Origin of the sequence: Leptospira selangorensis (assembly GCF_004769405.1) — a bacterium.
In the GTDB taxonomy this organism is placed as follows: Bacteria; Spirochaetota; Leptospiria; order Leptospirales; family Leptospiraceae; genus Leptospira_B; species Leptospira_B selangorensis.
Genome location: NZ_RQES01000024.1, coordinates 226,645 through 248,898, shown reverse-complemented (window position 1 = coordinate 248,898; position 22,254 = coordinate 226,645). Strand labels below are relative to the sequence as shown.

The window sequence follows — 22,254 nt, the reverse complement described above, 5'->3', positions numbered from 1 at the left end:
TTGTTAAGGATTCGTAAAAGGCAGCCCTTAAGGAGGGAGTCCGTTAAGCGAATTACTCATTTAGGGAACGTTAGGAGGCCTAACGGGTTCTTTTCCTTACCCCCAATGGGATATGGTGGCTAACGATATTAGGAATGGATAAGTTGATCGAAACTGCCTGTGAGAAGACTGAGATGCTGATCGATTATGCTTTTTCTGTCATTCCAAGAATGTGATAGAGGGAGGCATTCGAATTGAGAGGAAAAAATTTGTCCGGAAAGTCCAAAGGAAAAGAACTGAAAGTAATTAGAATTCACAAATCACTCTACAGTCATTTCAACTTCATTTTCCGTCGCAAAGAAACCAAAAAGAGGAACAGGAACTCCTGTCCAATAATAGATTATAGCTGTGTCCAAATAGCTAATAAAAGTAAGGAGCTTATTAATTCTTTTTTCTTCCGAAATATTTATTCTTATAGACTTACTTACTCCTCCCTTCTCCCAAAGTGCAGGACACTTATAAATACTTGCGACTGATTCTTTTAAGCAGACTTCACGTTTTTCATAACCGGTTTGATATCTCGACCAAAGAATTCCCTTCTCAACTCCTAACAACAAGCGCAACCGAGATTGGTTGTAAAAAATAAGAGGATACCAAGTATCATTCAGAATTTCTATTTTGCCATAAATCGCCTGAGCTGGAATCTCCAAACGGATTGATTTACTTTCAATATATAATTCTTTGTAATAATCGATCCTTTGAGCTTTATCAACTTTATTAAATGGATCAGAAGTTAGATTGACAACTAATAATGGTCTGTTCCCAATATCGCCCTCAATTTCAATCTCTAATATTTTCATCGATTGATTATCATACGGAGGGTTTGGTTTTGGCTCAAAGAGACCCATACCAATCGTTGATCTACAGGAAATAAAAATAGTCATTAAGATTAATGTGGCTAACTTCATATTTTAATAGAAACTTGTAAATAAGTAGAGAAAATCCTATCCTGATAATGGCGCCCGTATTCAGTATTATTTCGCAAATTTTGACGTAAATCGTAATTCGGATCTAACGATTGAACATCCTTAGTCGTCGGGGTTACTGTCGCGACGATTGTAGAATATCCTAGCGTAAAACTAACGTCCTCTGTTGCTTTATAATTGAAGAAAATAGAATATTCTTTGCCAATATAAGTGGAGGGGCGTTGATTATAGATTCTATTAAAACCCAAAACTGACTTATCCGTTGTGTAAGTATTTTCAACAAGGAAGCTTCCAAATAAGTAAAAGTAATCGATTTTTCCTCCGAAAGAAAATCCGAGCCAATCAGGGGTTTTATATCTAAGTGAAAGCTGTGGTCCCATAGAGGTAGATCGGACGTAAAGGTAATAATCATTCGGGAAGCCAAGGCTTAAACTGGAGTTAACATATCGAATACCGCCCCCAAAGCCTACTTTATCGGAGAGCAAATTTTTAATTATATTAAAATCAGATTCAAAACGATAGTAAGATCCAATATTATAACTGTTTTCGTTACAAGGAGTTGTATATCCGCAATAAATAACCGATTTACTCAAATTCGCTTTTCTTAGTTCATACATACTAAAATCAAAATAGGAATTTATTTTTTCTATCTGATACTTAAAACCGAAATTGGTTGCACTAGTCTTGTTATTTACATTACCATAATATGCCGGATACCTTTCTTGAAAATAATTCGACTCCAAAGGATCAATCATACTAAATTGACGCCTTAAGATTAGTTCTAACTTCTTCTCACTCTTCTTTTCCTTCGAATCATCGACTTTAATTTCCTGAGCGAAAATACTGAATGCAGGCAATATCAAGATCAGCAGGAATATCTTTATTTTCATATACTCTCTTATTGTTTGAAATTTCATTTAAAGATCAGGGCCTTTAGCTTCTTCTCGCAATTCGACCAACCGAGAGACAAAAGAGGTTCCAAGTATTGTATAAAATCTAACGTTGATTCATCACCAAAAGGCCTAACGTTTCTCGACCTGTGATTTCAGCAAACATTACAATAGACATTTTATTTAAGGACAAAAAAGGGGAACTTCTTGTCAGATATGAGAGAAATGCATCTCCAATTACAAGATATTTATTGCATAGCATTTCTGCTTATACAACTATTGGCCTGAATCGGGAATGTGATCATGCCTAACTTCCTCTCGTATCCACTTCTCTTATTATTGCTCGTAATCCTAAGCTTGCAAAATTGCGGGACAGTTCTCTTTTTGAATGCACTTCAGTCAACAAACGAAGATAATCGCCAGGAAAGTATTGCGAAATCAATCGTAGGCGCTATGAATATTGGCTTAATCCATTATTGGCCTTTAGATGGGGACGCAAACGATAGAGTCGGGACATTACATTTAACTGCATTCGGAACTGTAGGACCAATTCTTACTGTTGACCACAACAATTTACCAAACGGCGCATACTCGTATGACGGTATAGATTCATGGCATAATTCCGACCCAGCAGGAGAACCGATCTTAACAGGGACTGCGTCTTTTACTTATAGCGCCTGGGTAAAAGGAAAATTCAAACCCTCGCCTGGAGTTATTTTCGGTGCAGGAGATGGCTTAGGATTCCAGCTTATGGATAATTCATCATGCTTACAAATCAGAGCCTATAGTACAAACGGAGGTAATGGTGTTGTCAGCGTTCTCAGCCCTTGCAGAGCCTATCAAGAAGATCTATGGTATAATGTAACTCTCACATGGGATCTTCCAAATAATAGGGCCAACCTATACGTCGGAAACGATCTTGTAGACTCTCAAGTATACAATCCGAATAATACCCCTTGGACATCAGGCACTCCCATTACTCTAGGATATGGTACATTAGGAGGCGGCTCTCAAGAAGTCACTATAGACGAAGTAAGGGTTTATGACAGAGTTGTTCCGCCGATATTTTTCGGTTTTTAATATGAGCTTCCTAAGAATGAAATCAAACTAATTGCAAAACTATATCTTGTAGCTGCTTCTATCCAAAAGCATTGCACTGAGACGACTCAAAACAATGCTTTCGTTCAAGATCAATTTTCTTTAGAGATCAAAGCCAAAAGAAAAGTAGATCTCCGAATCCTTCTAAGATACCTCTAGGAATCGTTTTCCATTCCGGTTCCGGTTGCTCTACGTTCGGAAATTTTGCCTTAATAAGTATTTTCGCTTTTTGCGCTTCTTCATTCTGGATTTCGAAAATCTCCAAAAGACCTGTACGGTTGGATACACCATTCTTAAAGTGGCGAAGGTGAAGATCGATATCCGTTTTTAAGATCAAGTCCAGAAGTTCCAACGCTAATTGCCGCTTTTTTACATCCTTATTCATAAAATCGGATTTCAAAAATACGAGAGGTGCTGACTGCCTATCGCAGCAATTTAAATTTAAATTCCGGCTTAGGTACGATTTAAAGACGTCCGTATTCGAATATAAAGAAACATATCCACGAATGATCTCAGAGGCCAAAGGCTCGTCGGGAGAATCTAATTTGGTATTTAAGGAATTCACGAAATTTAGAAGTTCTAAAGTTTCTTTCTTGTTTTTCTCATTGAAATGCAAGAATATATAATACCAGGCCATATACGTGACCGATCTCTTTCGATACGTTCGGTCGTTCACATTAGCGCCCTTCGAAACTAAATATTTTGCTACTTCAGTATGGCCGTATTTAATTGCGAGCAGTAGCGGTGTTTCTCTTCCTTCCCGGCCTCCAGTTGCAAAATAAATCCCACCTTTCGCATTTATATCGGCACCTTTATCCAGTAATTTTTTTACGAGCTCTAAATGACCATACTCAGCGGCATAGTGTAGTGGGGTTAAGGAAAATTCTCCTTCTTCATTCCATTCGGGTGAATTGGAATCGATGGCTTGGTTTGCATAGGCCGTATTTCCAGTTTTGATTTTCTGGATCAATGCGGTATCGGAAGCGCAATTCATGATAAATAGCGCCGTAATCAGTAAAAATGATCTTATCATCTTTATATCAATCTCTCTTAATTTTCTGTAATCGCTTCAAGAAGCTTTGTTACTTCTATCGCTTTCACGAAAATTTCAGACAGATTTTGTTTCGAAAATTTTCTTTAATTATGTTTGTCAGAACTGTATTCGGTGAGAATACACGGTGGCGATTAAGAGGAAAGGATTTGTCCGGAAAATCCGGAGAAAAAGAACTGGAAATTAGCTTCGAGATTCCTTACAAGAAATTCAATTTAATCTAGCCAACACTAAATCAAATCAATAGGTGGCAATTTTGAAATCAAATATGATCGATTTTCACTTGCAAAATACTGTATTCTATTGACTCCTTCGTTTACATGCGTATATATTTTCGCTTAACTTTAATTATCTTTTCAATCAATTTAAACTGCGCAACTTTTATTCTCTATCCCGACAATTTCGAAAAAGTTGCAACTAACGAATCCCGATCTGAAATAAATAAAAAAACCGTTGGAATAAATGTAATTTATAAACTGTTCAATGATGATGAAGAAGAACTTCCTTCACCAAAGCGGCAAAATGAAATTTCAAAAATGCTAGAAAATTTTATTCTAAAATCAGGCTACATTTCGCAAGTCAAGAGCAACACAGAGAGTACTGAGATTAATTGTGATATTATTTATACCAAAAAAATCTACCCTCACGGTGGATTGACATTCCTTTCAGGAATTACCCTTCTAATCATACCGACCATGTTTTCTATACACACTATAATAGATGTTTCCTTTAAGGATAAAAACGGAAAACTTCTTGGTCGCTATGAAAGAAATGCTGAATCTTTTAATTGGCTAGGCTTGGTATTTTTACCAGCTATGCCATTTTATTTTCCAGAAGTTGAAGGAAGAGAAATGCATCTCCAACTCATTTCGTCAATCTTCAAGGAAGCATCTTTAAATAATATACTCAAATAGCCTTATACACGGGGAAACGTGTGCAAAACATACGCAGAAATCTTCCACTTACATCAGAGTATTTTCGTTATTTATCGCCAGGAAATCATATTAAATAATTTGATTTTTAATTTCAAAATGGATCTAAATTGCTTTTTACTTGCAAATACTTCCTTCCATCACCATCTTCATTAAACTATGTTTCGGAAAATCATTCCTATCCTTATCATCATTTCTCTAAATTTAAATTGCGTTACTTTCGTTTTTTATCCCGAAAATTTTGAAAAAATCCCTGTAAAAACCGTATCCCCTTCCCATCGGAAAACAATCGAGGTTAGTATTCTTTCCAAATTTTTCGATGATGACATTGAAGAACCTCCTGTCTTGCATTATCAAAAAGAAGCTGAAACGATGATAAAGGATAGCATTTTAAAAGCAGGCTATGCTGTCACTGACACCAACGGGAGTGCAAACACAGCAGATTATTATTGTGAAGTCATTTATACGCACAAAACTTATCCGCATGGCGGACTCAACGTAATTTCCGGTTTTACATTACTGCTACTTCCATCTGAATACTCAACGAATGTAACAATCAATTTCACATTCAAAGATAAAAATGGAAAATTTCTGAAAAGCTATCAAAGAAGTGCTGAGACTTTTAATTGGCTTGGGTGGCTATTTTTGCCCTTTATGCCATTCTACTTTCCGACTTCCGAAATAGACAGAATGAACTTTCAATTAGTTGGATCGATTCTTAAGGAAGCCGCTAAGGATAATATACTCAAATAGCTGCCCTTTGGGAATTTCCAATCGTAACCTAATATTCTATTTACATTCTACATCCGCCTACTTTTTCTTAGATTTAGAAAAAATGATTCATCTGCAGAAACTCGAGCGATTTTTTTAAAGGCGATATAAAAAATCAATTTGGGTGGCTGATTTATAGCAAAATTCGATTCGTTCGACAAACTCTTTCTTCGAACCACTCACTTAGAAACTAATAAACTGAATGGGTTTGCATCTGGATTTCAAAACGCTGATCGAGACATCAAAGCCAAAAAGTGGCCTATTGCCGCTCACAGAAACACCCTACGGATGATGCAAACTAAATTCCCTGATTTGACCAGGAGTAAATCTGATTGGAATATTTGCTTCAGGCAATGTAGAGCAAACCTGAGTCACTTTCAAGAAAGTGAATGGATCAAAGCTTTTGTGAAAAATAGAAACAAATTCGAAAGATTATTATCTGAAGAATCTGAGTCTTAATGATTTTGATTAGCTTAAAACTGGGTGAAATGGCCAAATTTAAAGAATTCTTTTTGCATCAAAACCACTTTCACCCATTCATAAAGCCATCTGACTTTCAAATACATCCTTTATACATGCACGTATCAACTTATCCTCTACAAAAAAATAATTTTCAAAAGTAGAATTAAAGGGAAGCAATAAAATTAAAAATGGCTGCACCATGAATTCAATTTGAAACTTTTTCTCTTTTTCATATAATAATCTTTTTTGTTTATCATAAATACTCAATTTTAAAGAATGCTCAGTTTCAGCTCGCATTGGCAAAAGGAAAAGTGTCAATGAACGCATCAAATTTTTTGTTTTATCCATTTTCCCATTTATTTTCTTTTCAAATACTAGTTCGTATTCCCAATCTCTTTCAGTTATTTGATTTCCTCTATATCCAGATTGGATTAGCTCTTCAACAATTTTTTCTCTTAAATCAACAATCCTTTCCGGTACGATCTCCATAGGAACATCATTCTCAGCGTGAAAAATTTTTACTAAAACATTAATATTTCTGAACAACTCTTTCTTTTCAACTGGATATTCATTTACACTTAGCATGCAACTAAATATAATCAAGAGACTGAACAAGCAAGAGACGAAAAGATAAAACTTTTGCATATTAATCTTTTTCAAAACCTAAACCTAAAATTGATAAATTCGCTTTAATTATGAACTCGATTTTTTAAATCGTCTTCAACTTTATCTACCACCCAATCAATAATTTTACTAAAGATAAACATTTCAAAGACAGTCGCAACCATCGCTCCTACAATTTTAGAACCTAGGTAACTACCCGCTGCATCGTAGATTGCCTTCTGAATTCCCCATTGGCCAGATTCAAATCCTATATAAAGGGAATATGATACATACCAGAAACCGTATCCTAATAACCCAATCTCTGCACCAGCTATCCCATAGCTAGTCGCTCTTCTTTTGGCCTCTGCATCGTCCCAATTTGCAGATTTAAGAGTCATATGATGTAATCCGCCCTGCAGATATCCAATCGCTGCTCCAACAATGCCTCCATATAAAGGGGCATATAGGAAACCCCAAAAACTCCCTTCTGCAATTAATAATAAACTGTTACCAAAAAATTCAACTGCAGCAGCTGTTGCTTCCGCAACATAAGCAGCAATGACAGCTCCCAAGGTAAAATAAATTGCCAATGCGACAAATATCACAGCCATTCCAATATATATATATTCTCTATTTCTTGTAATGGCACGGCCCACATCTGATTTTGCGAGTGGACTAGAAAATTGTAACCAGTCCCAAGCTTTCGGGGCATTATCCTTCATGAAATTACCTAGAGGGTTAGATTGTTGTTCAAAAGGTGGTGAAAGGATAGTTGAGATAATTTCGGATACAAGATAATTTACTATTTGATTAATTGCCTGAGAGATTGCCTCCCACGAAAAAGCTGAATTTATCCAATTAAAAACATCATTCAATGAAAAATTAAAATTTATGTCTAAGGATATATGGCCAGAAGGATCATTCTTTGTAATTGGATTTCCTTCTACATACATATACGGATCAAATCCATTCACAGATTTTGTCATTGCAATACTATCTGCTTGTAAAAAACGACCGAGATCTGGATCGTAAAATCTAGATTTATAATCGTAAACGTTTAATTCTCTTTCTTCAATTTGACCTGTAAATTTTTGCTTAAAAATATCCGGTCCAGATGAATCTGCCCGATTAATTTCGCCATAAGGTTTATATTCAATATGACTTGCACCTCCCGACTCGCCGCCAGTCACTAGGTTCCCAATACCATCAGAAATCATTTTAGTAGAACTTAGATGATCTAAATGAAAAAAGAGCATTCCAGGTATATTACTGATTGGGGTATTTCCATCATCAGGAACTGAAGGAACATTAGTCCCTGGACTTGCTGGAAATGCCACCCAAGGAGGTGTTCCAGAACTTGATCCGTCTGGGACGATTCCACAATTACCAAACGAAAGAGAGACAAATGATAATAGAACAATAGGAATTGAAAAACGGATTCGAGATTTTTTAAATTCTTCATTGGAAATATTTTTTTCAATGATTGTATGTAAAATTGTCAAAAGTAGAAACAAAATTAACAATTTATTCAATCTAACTGGTAAAGACAATTGCTCGAATTTGTAGTGAAATTGCTGATAGGACAATTCAGTTACGCTTGCAAGTAACTTGAAACTTTCTGGCATATAGTTTCGTAAGGATTTAAATAAATTAGTTAATCCGGATTCAGTTTTAAAATCCGAAATTGAGACTAAAGAAGCATCATTACGACCTATTTGAGCTATAATTTCATCTCTCGCACCGTAAATAAATAATGTGTGTAGAGGCTGCTTTCCCGGCGAATACGAAATCTGGTATAAATTATTTAAACTAATTTCCTTTGTTCCAGTTGTTTCATTTACTTTCGTAATACGACTTCCTCTATAGTCGTATTGAAAACTAACACTTTCGCCATTCGTTGTTGCAACATTAGAAACATGATTGTAGCCATCGTAAGAATACAAGTCTCCATTCCTTTTCTTTACATTTCCTGATTCATCATATTCATAGAATAGAGTAGAATTAGTGGAAGAAACAGCAGTGACTGCATTTTTATGCAAAGGGTCAGTATAGGAGTATTGCCTACCCCCTTTCGTTAAAATTTTACCACCCTCAGAATATGAATATTGCTCAGTTCCGAACGAGCCAGTTGCCTGCAAAAGTCGGTTTTGATCATCATAGGAATATGTAGAACTGCGAAGCGGATTTTTAATATCATTAATTGATATGACATTTCCTAAATCATCGATTGAAAATTCCAGTGATTCATAAACACTACTACCAATTCCTGTAGTCAAACGCTTGGGCTTAACACTCTCACTATCTATTAAGAGATTTGTAATAATACCATTACCAAATGTTTTACGCAAAACAAATCCATCTGTATCCCAGAAAGGTCCTTCGTATTTTACTATACTTTGGTTTTGACTTTCCCCATCTGGCGAAGAATATAATACATTAACAATTGCTCCAGATGGTGCATATTGATAACTTATCTTAGTTCCATCGGGATATATAAGTGCAGACAGTCTCCCTCCACTTGTATATTCATAATGGGTGACTAGAACAAGATCCTCGTCCATGAATCTCTTCCACATTTTCTTTACAAATCCCTTTTTGTCGTATTCATAATGCGTTTCTACATTATTCTCAAATACGCTCGTCAAAAGCCCCTTCGAATCATTAATTGATTCTTCATCATAGTATAGTTTTGCTTGAGAAGTCTGACCGCCTTTATTTGTTGCAACTTGCTTTGAAGTTCTTCCGAGTAAATCATATTCAAATTCGATCTTGGATCCGTTGGCATAAGTAATTTTTTTTATTTTATCGGTACTGTAGTATTCAATAGTTTCGGTTCCCCGATTATCATCTTTTCTTTGTATTAGATTTCCTGATATGGAATAGGTGTTTTCTGTTTTGGCGCCATCCGGATCAACAATCGTCGCCATAGTCCCACTCGGGGCATAAGTATATTTATGGGACTTTCCATTAAAACTTTTCTCGACCGTCCTTCCAAGTATATCCGCTTTTTCCACTCTTGTTGTAAGGATTGATCCACTATTATTTTTCGCCACAAAAGTAGTGGTTAGATTATCATATGTAATATCAACTGCCCCTATTCCAACTTGCAATATTCCAGTATTATTCCCTTCAACATCGTACGAAAATTCAGTTCTTTTTATAATATTGATCCCTTCAATATACGGCCCCACTTTAGCCTTAACTTTGCCATCCGATAAAAATTCTGTTTCTTCAACAGAGTAGATATTTCCATACATTAATTTTTTAGTCTTATACGTGCGATTTGCATAATCTATATAATTGATTGCATGTACATCACCATTTTCTGCATCGTGCCCATAAACTTCAACTGTGGCTCCAGATGCTAACCCCGTATCAGTATAAATTGTCCTCTCACTCCAATCATCCGTAGGGCGAGTAGTTTCAATTAAACGTCCATACCTATCAACAGTATATTTAGTTTCGTTCCCATTTTGATCTATTTCACTAATAGCTTTACCAAGTTTGTAGTCATACAAAATCTTTTTTGAATGTCCTAACGAATTGGTTATAGAAGTAGGATAGGTGTGCCAATAATTGTCATATTCTAAAACAATCTGATTTCCACTTGCCTCTTCGATTAAATTGCAATTTCCAAACGCATCGTAAGAAAGAAATTTTGTAACTTGTGATCCTGACAGTCCTAAATCTTTATGCACTTCAGCAGGAATACCATTGTTAAAAATAAATTCGGTACCGCCTGTCTTCACCCCATTGGAATATGTTGTCATTTTTGTTTGTAAGCCGAACGTCCAATTATTTGCGTCGAAGGCAGGATACTCAAATGAAGTTTCCTCCAAGACGGAATCTTCATTATTGAAGGTTCTCTTAGCGCTTTTTAATATATTCCCGTATGAATCGTAATTCAAACTTTCTTCTACTGTCTTTATCTTAACATTAAGCAAATACCGATCTTCAGAAATTTTCGTAGGGCGAACGAACTTACCTCCAAATGCATCGACGAAGAACGAAGATGTTGCATCACCATAGCTTATTTGTTTTGTTCTGATTAATCTTTCCGTACCATCCGAAGGATTTATTTGGTAGGATGATTCGCTCGTAACTGCTCCAGCAAGATAAGCAGATTCAGTTAAATTAAACACTTGTTCAACTTTAGTGTTGTTTAAGGAATTTGTGAATGCAACCTTCCTAAACCCTAAAAGGCCGATTTGATCATTTGGAGCACTATTTCCAGAAATATAATATCTATTATCAGTATAAGTAAAAGAAGTATTCTCTACAACATTAGCTGTATGATTTATTTGAACATTAGTTAATAACCATACAGGGTAAATAAAGGATTTGATTTGGCCACTTAGATCAGTATACGAAATAGCTCCACTACTTTTCGAAGAAACTTTGTATTCAGCATTTACCGTTTTACCTGAACCATTCGCAATTGTAGTAATTAATCCCGGCTTATAAGCTCCGGGAGAACCTACATATAATAAAGATAAAGTTCCGGTCGATTGATATGGAACAGAAGAATAAATTTTTGTAGGAACGTCGAGAGTTACATATGCAGTAGAGTCCTGGTATTTCGAATTAATTCCTAAATAATCCAGTCTGCCATCATTATTGAGATCCATAACTTCAGAAAACGAAGTCGCAGCAAAAGAATAATCTCCATTAGCACTAAAATAAACTCGCCCTTGTCCATCAACTTTTCCAATGGAAACATAAACTTTGCCATTCGAAATTTTAGAATTTTCGAAATCTCCATAAAAGCGAATCAGATCGATTATTCCATCTCCGTTAACGTCGGAAAATTGTTTCTTCAATGCCCATGATTTATATTTTTTTATGGAATCTGCCGAGGAATCAACTACACCACTTGTATTGGGCAGCATTGCGCTAGCGTCGATCCAGTTCGAATCAATAATATCACCGCTATCCAGTATTGAATGAAACCAAAAATGATTTGATGAGTCAGTCATCAAAATAATTGAATCGGGAGTACTATTAAAATTTAGTTCAATTATAGATGTATTATCCGCCCCAACCGTCACCGGATTACTGTATGAACTTGAAATAGGATCATAAATTTCAACTTGGAAACAGTCCCCCAAATAAGTTACTCTATCTAATACAGTGTCATTGTTGATATCAATCGATATTGCTTGATATCCTGCTGAGCTTCCTTTTAGGCCCAAGTCTTCACTGAAGAAGATATTATTGATGTCCTGAATAGATTGTTGTTCAAAAGAATTACCTTTATTAATATATTGAACTAAGCGGCTCTGATCTCCTGATTGAAAATGTATAATTAAATCGACTTTCCCATCTCGATTTACGTCTGCAAAATATCTTTCTCCAGTTGTTCCTGGATAACTTAGGATTGTCTCATAAACTGAACGCTCGACGATATTTCCAGAAATCCATTTTAACAATGAAACCTTAATCTTTGTAATCGAACTTTCACCGGAATTATTCACAACAAGACGGACGAAATCAGGAACACCATCTCCATCCATATCAATAAAAGTCTGCAACTCTAAACCTATTTCATTAGGAGTGTAAGTAATTGGGCTTTTAAAATCCGTTGTTCCAAAAGGATATATCTTATAAGCAGAAGAGTCAGTCCCTTTTTGAATTAGGTCCGCCTTACCATCCTTATTCATATCTACAAGAAAATGTTTCAGCTCTTTGCTATGATTTGGTATATTTGCATTGACTGAACTCACGGATACCTGAAATGAAGAAGGTGTTAATTCGCTTCTAACTGCTTTTGATTTGAAAATTTTTATTGGAGTAGAGTCTTTTTCTAATACCAAAAAATCTACTTTCTTATCCCCATCCAAATCCCCAGGTAGAATTACTGAATTATCGCTTAAATTCAATCCAGAGGTTACGGATTCCGCACCGAAAACCGCATTTGAAGTCCCCTCAGCATTAAAATAACTACTAACAAAATTTTGTCCTGATTCCTTATCTCCAGTGATTCGAACAAAATCCGGCCTATTGTCACCATTTATATCTACAAAGAAAGTATTTGAATATTCATATCCCTTAAGACAGCTCCCTTTATTATCATATGACAAAGAAGCGCAAAACCATCCGGCCGTACCTCCCGACACCGCCATACATGCCGAACTAGCTGAACAAAGACAAGTCAGAGCTGTAGCATTACAAGCTTCAGTGAACAATGAGCTGTCTGCTCTATAGGAAAGATTATAGTTTACACTTTGGGCATCTGGACTAATTGGATTTTTTAAGTTGGATTGACTTAGATCCGAATAGGAAATGAAAAGATCTAAATAATTCTCTCTCTTAAAAGTTGTTAAGACTGCGCGATCATTCGAAGAAATATTAGAATATTCGAAAGAATAATTTTCTGCTAATGCATTTCCGCCTTCGGTAGGAACATATGTCCGTATCCCTGTTAATCTTTTTTTATGCTTCTTAGTAATTGAGTACAAATAAGTAGTTAAAGTTTCCACTTCTCTATCTTGGTATAAAAATTGGATTTCAGAAGTGTTTGAACTGTACTTTATAACTTTAGGATATAGATAACCAGCTTGCTGACTTATTGGATCATAAGTTATCGCATATCCGTTTCCATACCGGTCTTCGATCCTCTCCAGACCCCAGAAATATGGATTGCCATCTTGATTAACTAAACTTGCCCCAGATCCAGGCGTATGCTCGCCGAAATAATAAGTTAGGCCGTTTCTGTCCTTCGCAATCCATCTGATTGTATTTCCTGAAGAAACTCTTGTATACAGAGTAAAATCATTAATTTCTGGTTGGAAATTTTCCGAGACCCCATTTTTTTTCAATCTTCCGGAAAGAGAAGATACAAATGTATCTAACGAATCATAGTTAATCCCATTACTTATATCCAAACTGAGATATGGGATGCCATTCAGCTGCCAACCAATGCCTGTCATTTCTTCATCCAATCTTCCCGAATTATAATTCAGGGAAATTTCAGGGCTTATATTTTTCGGCCCTTGAGGGACCTGTATTGTATAGGATAAATTGCTATTACCAAAAGAGTCTATGGCCGGTATCAGCAAATTCTGCGGAATACTCGTTTCCTCATTAAAGAGAACGTAAAGAGCTTTTATGGAGCTTGTTGAAAAGAGATTTAAATGAAATATTGCAGTTACAAGTAAAACAATGAAGAAGATTTTTTTTCGATTTTGTTTGGACATAATATAAATCAGCAATTTTGTAGCTTTAGTGTCTTAGAAAAGCTTTGCAAGAATCAATAACGTCAACAAAAAAACCTAAATGGCAAAAATACTCTTGAATTGAACAAATTAATTTGAAATTTCTCTAATTAAGTCGGTTAAAGTTTTAAATGGAACATAGTCGGATGCGCAAAATAAACCTGCTGTTTTTTTCATTACTATTTTTTATCAATAATTGCAAGGACCCTAACGGCATAAATGGAGAATTCTTTCTTCTATCTAGCTTCAACAAAAGCCCAAGTAATATTAGCCCATTTCTTCCACTTGATGGAGGAGGAACAACTGGACTTCAATCTCAAAATGATACTCTTCCCTATTCTCAAAGACCAAAAATATTTACAATTGGTGAAAGGGCTTTTGTCATTGTTCCATTCTTTAGTTCCATCGATTCTAAATATCATTTTGAAGTTTTCCATTTTAGCTCCAGCGACGAGGAAACAATTGCCCTAAATAATACTTCAACTCCTTTGATTACAAATTCGCTGCCTTCTCATAGTGATATAAATAATATAGCGATCATTCAATTTCAAGGTGAAACAATTTTAGGCTATGGATCAGGGGATTTTGATGAGAATCTCGATTATAAATATAAAATCAACCTATACAGATTAAACGAAAATTCCAATAACTGGACATGGACAAACATTCCCTTTACCGATACAAATTATGGAGAATTTATCTTAACTAGTGATAACAATAATCTTTATTTATCGTTAGTTTATTCAAATGTTGATTTCGGAGAGAGAGGTTTACATGTTTATAAAACTGCAAATTTAAATAGTCCAAGCTGGATTCGAATAGATGGCGGCAGCATTCAGGGCCTAAAAGACAATACTACAACTCAAACCTATAATGTTATCTCAACAATTATCGATGGGAAGCTTACACTTCTCTGGGAAGAAAGTTTAGCAGGAACACATTCGCTATACATAAAACAATTCAATGGATCAACTTGGCAGAATTTGACAAATGGTCTTGCTCAAATAGTCGGGACAAATAGCCCATTCTTAGGACCTGTTTGCTCGGGCTCCGGTATTCCAAATATAATCTTTCGATTTCGACAAGATGACAATTTGGGGGACTACATTGGTTTCCTTTTGTTGAGATACGATTCGATTAATAATATTTGGGTTTCTCAAACAAATCCAAACAATTTTATAAGGTACAATATTGCCTCGAGTTCCTTCGATGGATATTTACCAGTAGGAAATCTAGTTCAGTCATGCGTTCAAACCTCTGAGAAGATCTATTTCAATTTCACTCAGCATATTACGACAGTTGAAGGATGGAATAGTTTTGATTCTGATCGTTTATTTTTTGCAGAAATACCCATCTCGAATACTTATTCGTCTTATAAATACATTAACAGGAATGAAAATGAGTCAATGGGGATTGGTTATGATGCCAAAACTTATGACGCCTTTAGTCCGGTTATTCATAATCTTTCAACTGGTTTAATTCAATCGTGGATCCAGATCAAAACATCTGATTCAAATGATTCATCGCTTAGAATTATAAAACATAACATTCAATAATATATTTCAGGAATTTCTAATTGGTTCAACAGATAAAGTATAACAAAATTAAATATGCTCTGATTCTACTTTTAACCATTCCTTTCAACCTGCACTCTACAGAAATTCTCTTTCGAAATGGGGATGCGTTCATAGCTGAGGATGTCTCTGAAAGCGGTTCCTACGTTTTCATAAGCTGGCAAGACAGAAAATACAGAATTCCTAAATCTGACTTATTACGAATTGATAAAAATAAAGTCGGGCCAGAGTCTTCTTATCGTTATTCAGAATTTGAGCTAACAGACGGAAGTATTGTTAGAGGAATACTGGTTGAAAAGCAATCTTCGAAATTAATTATAAAAACTGAATTAGGATTTGCTGAATTAGATTTAACTAAGATTCGCAGACAAGAAATAAATGAAACTTCTCCAACAATCCCCGATCGCTATTTAATGGATGTCCAAAGTCATGACGGAAACTGGAGAGGCGGGCTTTCGATATCTGGAACTGCCTCTTTCGGCCCTTGGTCAAATATTTTTCCACTTATTTACGGGGGGGGAGGTTTTGTAGAAAGAGTTTCCAATACACAATATTCGTTTCTTGGGTTTTCAAGTGATTATCAATATGCTCCGGGAAAGAATGGAAATATGACCATGTGGAGTCAAAATTTTTATTATGGAAAGACCTTTAGTGCCTCTTCACCATATTTTCTCATAGGATTTGGCGCAAGTTACATATCTTGGCAAGATGGCGACCGTTCTCGCGCAGGAATTGATCCTGATGGAGTTTTTGAATTTGGTTGGAACTGGGAAACGAAAAATCGAACAATATTTAGGACAGGAATTCGATCTGTTTGCTCTTTTGAAGGTCAAGATAGTCTTTGTCGTTCCGGAATACGATTTTCTTTAGGGGCGTTCTTTTGAAATATTTGATTAATATTATTGTTCTTTTTTTGTTTTCGATATTTTCATTTGAATGCGATAACTCAATCTTGGGAGGAATTCTTGGTGAAGAAACAGCCAAAGTGGAAACGGCATACGTTACGCAATTAGGACCATTTGCTGCTACACTTATGTGGACTTGCTCTGCTGATGTAACAGGATATATTATATCTCAGGATATGATCTCCCCTTCATTAAAGAAATCAAAAACGCATTTCTTTCAACTAACCAATCTTGAATCAAACACAAATTATATAGTAACTTTAACATGCGGAAACGCTGATATTAGCGGCAGCGTGACTCTCAATTTTACAACATGGGTATCTAGCTTCCCACAAAGAACAAGAGGGATTTGGTTAATTGGTGGGTTAGACTCTTCCCTAAACCCAATTCCACAAATTGATTTATTCGATCCTGTAGCTAATATATGGTATCCTACTGTTTCAACAGTTCCAACTCCTCGTGTCTTCTCTACAATTATCTCTCATAAACAAAAGATATATATAATTGGAGGCCTCGAAAAGAACGGCGGAATATTTTCTCCTTCTACTAAAGTGGAAATTTTTAATCCTTACTCGAATAGTTGGGAATCCGGGAACGACCTTCCAACGGCGTTACATGGCGCGATCTCCGGTTCCATAGGAGATTCAATATACATTATATCAGGAGCTACTAATCTCGATATTTCGAATAATCCAATTAATAACACCGTTCTAAGATTTTACCCAGAAATCGGGACATCAGGCTTTTGGGCTTCCTATACTTCTGCAACAACAATCTTTCCACGCACTGATATGGCTGGTTGCACTATCGATGGAACAATCTTTTATACTGGAGGAAGATTGGATACGAATGGTAACGCAAGCATTGCAACTGACGCCTTTGTTCCTTCGGCAAATACTACAACTTCGCTCTCTGAACCTTCCTTAAGTGAAGCTAAGCACGGTTCATCAGGTCTATGTATTGTTCCTAAATCTGGTGATGCTTTCCCAGCTGATGATGTTTGGTTTTCTTCTATTGGTGGATCAACCGGATCTGGAAATATATTTCAACCGATCACTTCAATTGCGCCTACAAACCGAGCAGAGCATTATCAATTTGGATCCTCTTCTTTTACTTTAGGACCTTTGCTTCCCCAAACACTCTATTCGCCTGGTACACAAGTCTCATATGAAACAAGAAAACTATTCGTATTTGGTGGCGCTAACATATTAAATACACCGTTAAATACAGTATATTCTATTGGTTCTGCAAATCCGACAACTGGAAGTTGGACGACAGAATCTTCAATAATGCCAAGAAGCAGATTCGGCCATAAGGCTATACGGATAGATCGATGATTTCGAAATATTGTTCCTATTTCAATTTAACCATAACCCCAAAATTCTTATTACTCTTTGCTATATATCTCATTTTCGGCTCCCAGATTTCCAGCCAGGAATCTTCAGAGGAAAGTTTACAGATGATAGAAAGATTATTAAGCGAGGAAAGATACAAAGAAGCGGAAGAGGACATTATTTCTATTTTGAAAATTAACCCTGTCAATCCTAAGGCAGAGTTTCTCTTAACTAAGGCTTGGATAGGAATGGGGAGACAGGAACGAGCAAAAGGAAGAAATAAGGAAGCAAAGGGTTTCTTCAAAAAAGCTCTATCCAATTGGCCTTTAAACTCAGAATTGCAGAAGGAATATACCCAATTAGAAGAAAAATATCCTAGCTATCGGCACGAACCCTCAAATGTGAAATTGGATAAGGAAACAATCGATCTCTTAAATAGTATTCAGACTGATATAGCCGAAATTAAAGAAGAATTGAAAAGAAATTCAAATGAACCTGCCTATACACGGATTTATCCTTACGCAATTGTCATTCTCCTCTTAATTGCTATGATTGAGCTCATAGTAATTATTAGAAAGTGAATTCACAAGTTTCAATTAATAAAAAATTACATTAACGTTTACCAATTATCATCTAATCCATTGTCTTTTAATTTAGTTGTTTTCTATTCATTGCAGTGATTTATATAGATTCTTATGCTTATTTGAGGTTTAAATTGAAAAGAAATTTAGGTTTTGCAATTCTCATTTGTTCATTTCTTCTAGCACCACTTGGCATTTTGAAATCCCAATCTCAGGGTGAACTTAGAGAAAGTAAACCTTTTTCAGTAAGTGCAGGTGCTTCGACAAACGTAGCATTCAATTTTTGGAATTTAACTTTTGGATATAATATAAACAAATTTATTAGTGTTGGATCGTCCATTCAATATACAATCCGCCAAACCAATAACTATGGTAATCAAGTAATCAACTGTTCATCTGATGTAGACTATATTACAAATTCAAAAACTTGCGATATGTATAAATCTTAGGATAAATTATCAGGGGACTTATTTATAAATTATTTCCATTTCGAAGGTATCTTTTTCATATCTGCTCACGTTAGCGCCCTACCTGCATCACGAAGTAATGTCCATTTTACAGACCCTCTTCAATTATATCCAGGATCTGTATCCTATTCCGTAGAACGAAAAAATATCATAATGGGGACACTCGGTATAGGTCTTCAATGGATGCACTCGACTGGATTTTTCATCAAAACGGAAATGGGAGTGCAGAATCAAATTTATGGCCAAGAGAAAATTTATATTTACAATGATGAGCGTGCCTTATTTGGGTTAGGTCGAGCTGCAAGTCTTGCTGAATTGGAACTTTTGAAAGCAGGTGCAAGTTTTCCATCTCTACATGGCCTCACTTACCTTAGCGTTGCAGCTGGTGTATCCCTGTAAGTTATTAGGAAGAAATTAAAGATTGAATTAGCAGAATGTGCGATTTCTGAAATATATTAATAAAGTGAAATAAATGGAATCTGAAGCTGTTTCCAACTTTATGGATCGATTAATTGCCAGGTGTAATCAAAACGGTGGCGAAAGATGTTATGTAAAAATATTTGGTAACTGGTATGAAAAGAAAAATGCCAAGAACAATGAAATTCGAAGTTACACAATATTTACCGAGGATAAGATTCTAAAAATCTACTTTACTGGACTCCAATCTCTTTATGTAGAAAATCCTAGTGGATTCAGGATTGATGGAGGCCAGAAATTTAGTATAAGATTTGCAACGGATGTTTACGAAATACACTACGATATCAAAGAAGGCTACGGGGAGTGGCATAGACCAAAGGATCGATCAAAGTGTGCTTTAGAGTTCCTATTCTAAGACTACTTAGCTAAAGTGACAGATTACGCATTATGGGAAGTAGGAATATATTTTCATCCTCTATCAAGTAGATTTCTGTAAAATTGAGCCTTTATAATCTTACTAATCTTCTGAAAATAATCTGTATATTAGATAGGATTCCTTTTTTTAGCTCGAGCAAAAATGCTATCAGTTTCTTTAATCACTAGTTCATTGAATAAAGGCATAAAAAGAGTAATTTCATCGTTTGTATTTAATTCCTCTAATTCTCGCTTTTCTTCTTCAAACAAATAATTTGCAAATAACTTTACTCTATTAATTCTTACTTCTAAGCGCTTTAGTATTTCATTATTTTCAAAATATTTAACTTCAGAGTGGGCCATAGATACAAATTCATTTGCTAAGCTTTGATTTCTGATGCCAGTCTCAAGACTTATTAAATCATAGTAAACAAAACTATTCACTAATTGATTTAACATATAGCGACCAAAATTTGTAATCCTAACACTATCCACATCTAACGAATATCGATCCAACCGATTATTCGCTTCAATTAATCCTCGTTGAAGAAAAATATCGATATTCTCAATCACATCAACAGAACTCCCATACATTTCTTCTTGAAGGGAAACTAAAAATCTTAGGTCAGTAAATTTCGAATATCTACTTTGTGACCCAAAATCATATAATCTTCGTAGTATGCGCAAGCCTGTAAAATGAGAACCGTCACCATTGTTCCTAATCTTATAAATATTCACGATCCGACTAACATCTTCATTAAAAAAATATCGGTCCGGAACCATCATTGGTTTGATAACTTGATGATGTAAAAAATTCCAAGAATGTTTAGAGGTTATTTCACGAATATTAGTGTAACCAGAAACAATAAAGCTTTTAAAGAAATCAAGAGCCTGTCGAACATCACCATGGGTGGCAAAATCTAAAAAAGTACGCAGTTCTGAATTAATCCGAGAAAGATCTTGAATACAAGTAATTAAGAAAGATCGAATTACTTCGAAGTTATTTGCATCTTCAATTCCAAATTCTTCTTCCAAATCCGCAGATTTATCAAGACGTTCAACTATATACCTTAGTCTTTTTTTGATTACTTCGGATATCCCAGGAGAAGCTATATGAAATCCATTATTATGGTAGGCATCCAAGACTCCCCTTTTCTTTGCCTCATAAAACCTTTCTTCACGCATTGAGACTACAACTAAGCATGAGAGTTTAGTTGATAATTCCATTGCAGTGAGAAAAGAAATATCTTGAATATCCGATTCTAATTGATCCATATTATCTATTACAATAATTAATGCCCTCTCTCTATCTTTCCAATATTTAGCAAATTTTTGACTGAGAAAAACTTTGTCATTTTTCTTTTCGACTATAAAGCCATTTACCAAATTATCGTAGAACTCACTGCCAGATTGTGCATTAAACAAAAGTTGCCTTTTAAAGATTGTGTATTCTGGTTCAAGAAATTTTAATAAGACACTTCTATCAGATTTTAATACTTCATCAAAATCTAACTTCTCTACTAAATTTTGCCAAATTTCGGAGGAAAGCTTTTCTTTATCTTGAGTACAACTTAACAAATCAACAATATTAATAACTGTTTGATTCAATATCAAATCCGGTGGCGAATGAAATAGAAACTTGCGAATAAAAGTAGACTTCCCAGAACCTCTGCCGCCGAATAAAATTAAAACTGAATCAGAATTTTTATTTGTTGCGTATTTACGCAATTTCTTACCAAATTTACTACCTGAACTTTGATCTTCAATTTGCTGTACACCTATTGATTCGAAAAAAGGTGTAATTGAATCTTCAATAAATCCATTTATATTCTTCTTTAAATTTGAATCTTCTCTCTTATTAAAAACATAACATTTTTCCATAAAGTCAGAATTTGTCTCTGGTATATTGCCAAGAAACTTCCTCGAAAGACCACCAAAAATAGACGAAAATTCATTGTCTTGCACAGGTCGATCGTATGAAATAATCCGCTGATTCGGATACCAAAGTTCCTGCGCCTTAGAAATTGATGATCCTATATTCTTAAATAAAGCTTGGTCCTCAACTACAGCTTTGTAACCGAAAAGGTTTATTGCTTCAATCTGTTTATCGATAAAAAATTCGACATTTGTAATTACATTTGCATTTTGATCTTTCCAAGATTTTTCTTTAGGCTTCAGATGAAATGTTATCCAAACAAGTCCGTTGGTAACTGTAACGTAATCACATCCAACATCCTCAGCGTATTCTTTTGCTTGAAAAACGGCAGTCTTTATATTATTATCCGTTAAAAGCTGTCGCAAATTAATTCTACGATTTAGAATATTGCTATTAAAATTATTAGGTAATTCAAAGTATACTCCGACTCTTTTCGCTTCAATTAACCATATTGGCTTAGAATTTTTCTTTGTAAGAAGGTAATCAATATAGCCATTCCCGCTCGTTCGACTTTCTGGAATGACATTAGTTTTGGGCCAACCTAGTATATTGTATAGAATTTCATCTATAATCTTTTGCCTTGTTTCAGCTTCATTCACATTTTGTTTTATTAATTTGCTCAATTCCATGCTATATTAAA

Annotated in this window: 15 protein-coding genes; 9 read left to right on the top strand and 6 right to left on the bottom strand. The window is 35.2% G+C overall.

All coding sequences use genetic code 11. The annotated features are described in order from the left end of the window. Window positions 1–299: 299 nt before the first annotated feature. Both EHO58_RS19070 and EHO58_RS19065 read right to left on the bottom strand, forming a co-directional pair. A complete protein-coding gene (locus EHO58_RS19070) occupies window positions 300–947 on the bottom strand; it encodes a hypothetical protein (RefSeq protein ID WP_135680970.1) in 648 nt (215 codons plus the stop codon). Next, window positions 944–1,855: a hypothetical protein gene (locus EHO58_RS19065; protein WP_135680969.1), complete on the bottom strand. Its 912-nt coding sequence runs from the start codon at window positions 1,853–1,855 to the stop codon at window positions 944–946. The genes EHO58_RS19070 and EHO58_RS19065 overlap by 4 nt, the downstream gene beginning before the upstream one ends. Before the next feature lie 303 nt (window positions 1,856–2,158). On the opposite strand from EHO58_RS19065, the gene EHO58_RS19060 reads away from it, so the two are divergent. Continuing rightward, the gene (locus tag EHO58_RS19060) at window positions 2,159–2,935 is read left to right on the top strand and encodes a LamG-like jellyroll fold domain-containing protein (protein WP_135680968.1); all 777 of its coding nucleotides are present in this window, start codon (window positions 2,159–2,161) and stop codon (window positions 2,933–2,935) included. A 127-nt stretch (window positions 2,936–3,062) separates the two neighbouring features. Here EHO58_RS19060 and EHO58_RS19055 read toward each other — a convergent pair whose 3' ends face one another. Continuing rightward, a complete protein-coding gene (locus tag EHO58_RS19055; RefSeq protein WP_135680967.1) occupies window positions 3,063–3,986 on the bottom strand; it encodes an ankyrin repeat domain-containing protein in 924 nt (307 codons plus the stop codon). 338 nt (window positions 3,987–4,324) lie between these two features. On the opposite strand from EHO58_RS19055, the gene EHO58_RS19050 reads away from it, so the two are divergent. Then, window positions 4,325–4,918 carry a hypothetical protein gene (locus tag EHO58_RS19050; protein WP_135680966.1) on the top strand — a complete coding sequence of 198 codons (594 nt, stop codon included), beginning with the start codon at window positions 4,325–4,327 and terminating at the stop codon, window positions 4,916–4,918. Window positions 4,919–5,095: 177 nt separating this feature from the next. After that, window positions 5,096–5,689: a hypothetical protein gene (locus EHO58_RS19045; protein ID WP_135680965.1), complete on the top strand. Its 594-nt coding sequence runs from the start codon at window positions 5,096–5,098 to the stop codon at window positions 5,687–5,689. Between the two features lie 555 nt (window positions 5,690–6,244). Here EHO58_RS19045 and EHO58_RS19035 read toward each other — a convergent pair. Both EHO58_RS19035 and EHO58_RS19030 read right to left on the bottom strand, forming a co-directional pair. Then, window positions 6,245–6,829 (bottom strand): hypothetical protein, encoded by a 585-nt coding sequence (locus tag EHO58_RS19035; protein WP_135680964.1) that lies wholly within the window; start codon window positions 6,827–6,829, stop codon window positions 6,245–6,247. A gap of 29 nt (window positions 6,830–6,858) precedes the next feature. Then, window positions 6,859–13,968, bottom strand: a complete 7,110-nt coding sequence (locus EHO58_RS19030) for an RHS repeat-associated core domain-containing protein (protein ID WP_135680963.1) — start codon at window positions 13,966–13,968, stop codon at window positions 6,859–6,861. A 164-nt stretch (window positions 13,969–14,132) separates the two neighbouring features. On the opposite strand from EHO58_RS19030, the gene EHO58_RS19025 reads away from it, so the two are divergent. From EHO58_RS19025 to EHO58_RS19000, 6 genes are all read left to right on the top strand, one after another. Further along, on the top strand, window positions 14,133–15,542 hold the full coding sequence (locus tag EHO58_RS19025; RefSeq protein WP_135680962.1) for a hypothetical protein: 1,410 nt from the start codon (window positions 14,133–14,135) through the stop codon (window positions 15,540–15,542). Between the two features lie 20 nt (window positions 15,543–15,562). Next, a complete protein-coding gene (locus EHO58_RS19020) occupies window positions 15,563–16,444 on the top strand; it encodes an LA_3334 family protein (protein WP_244241239.1) in 882 nt (293 codons plus the stop codon). Next, window positions 16,441–17,802 carry a Kelch repeat-containing protein gene (locus EHO58_RS19015; protein ID WP_244241238.1) on the top strand — a complete coding sequence of 454 codons (1,362 nt, stop codon included), beginning with the start codon at window positions 16,441–16,443 and terminating at the stop codon, window positions 17,800–17,802. Before EHO58_RS19020 ends, EHO58_RS19015 begins: the two co-directional genes overlap by 4 nt. A 122-nt stretch (window positions 17,803–17,924) precedes the next feature. Then, the gene (locus EHO58_RS19010; protein ID WP_135680961.1) at window positions 17,925–18,380 is read left to right on the top strand and encodes a hypothetical protein; all 456 of its coding nucleotides are present in this window, start codon (window positions 17,925–17,927) and stop codon (window positions 18,378–18,380) included. A 620-nt stretch (window positions 18,381–19,000) separates the two neighbouring features. Next, the gene (locus EHO58_RS19005; RefSeq protein WP_135680960.1) at window positions 19,001–19,246 is read left to right on the top strand and encodes a hypothetical protein; all 246 of its coding nucleotides are present in this window, start codon (window positions 19,001–19,003) and stop codon (window positions 19,244–19,246) included. A 73-nt stretch (window positions 19,247–19,319) separates the two neighbouring features. Further along, window positions 19,320–19,679, top strand: coding sequence for a hypothetical protein (locus EHO58_RS19000; RefSeq protein ID WP_135680959.1), 360 nt, complete (start codon window positions 19,320–19,322; stop codon window positions 19,677–19,679). Window positions 19,680–19,807: 128 nt separating this feature from the next. Here EHO58_RS19000 and EHO58_RS18995 read toward each other — a convergent pair whose 3' ends face one another. Next, entirely contained in the window at window positions 19,808–22,243 is a 2,436-nt protein-coding gene (locus EHO58_RS18995; protein ID WP_135680958.1) for a P-loop NTPase fold protein, read from the bottom strand. Window positions 22,244–22,254 lie beyond the last annotated feature (11 nt).

Bases quoted from the DNA above. Each gene is read 5' to 3' on its own strand.
- EHO58_RS18995 (WP_135680958.1), bottom strand. From the start codon at position 22,243: ATGGAATTGAGCAAATTAATAAAACAAAATGTGAATGAAGCTGAAACA.
- EHO58_RS19060 (WP_135680968.1), top strand. From the start codon at position 2,159: ATGCCTAACTTCCTCTCGTATCCACTTCTCTTATTATTGCTCGTAATC.
- EHO58_RS19045 (WP_135680965.1), top strand. From the start codon at position 5,096: ATGTTTCGGAAAATCATTCCTATCCTTATCATCATTTCTCTAAATTTA.
- EHO58_RS19030 (WP_135680963.1), bottom strand. From the start codon at position 13,968: ATGTCCAAACAAAATCGAAAAAAAATCTTCTTCATTGTTTTACTTGTA.
- EHO58_RS19055 (WP_135680967.1), bottom strand. From the start codon at position 3,986: ATGATAAGATCATTTTTACTGATTACGGCGCTATTTATCATGAATTGC.
- EHO58_RS19010 (WP_135680961.1), top strand. From the start codon at position 17,925: ATGATAGAAAGATTATTAAGCGAGGAAAGATACAAAGAAGCGGAAGAG.
- EHO58_RS19050 (WP_135680966.1), top strand. From the start codon at position 4,325: ATGCGTATATATTTTCGCTTAACTTTAATTATCTTTTCAATCAATTTA.
- EHO58_RS19070 (WP_135680970.1), bottom strand. From the start codon at position 947: ATGAAGTTAGCCACATTAATCTTAATGACTATTTTTATTTCCTGTAGA.
- EHO58_RS19005 (WP_135680960.1), top strand. From the start codon at position 19,001: ATGGGGACACTCGGTATAGGTCTTCAATGGATGCACTCGACTGGATTT.
- EHO58_RS19065 (WP_135680969.1), bottom strand. From the start codon at position 1,855: ATGAAAATAAAGATATTCCTGCTGATCTTGATATTGCCTGCATTCAGT.
- EHO58_RS19025 (WP_135680962.1), top strand. From the start codon at position 14,133: ATGCGCAAAATAAACCTGCTGTTTTTTTCATTACTATTTTTTATCAAT.
- EHO58_RS19000 (WP_135680959.1), top strand. From the start codon at position 19,320: ATGGAATCTGAAGCTGTTTCCAACTTTATGGATCGATTAATTGCCAGG.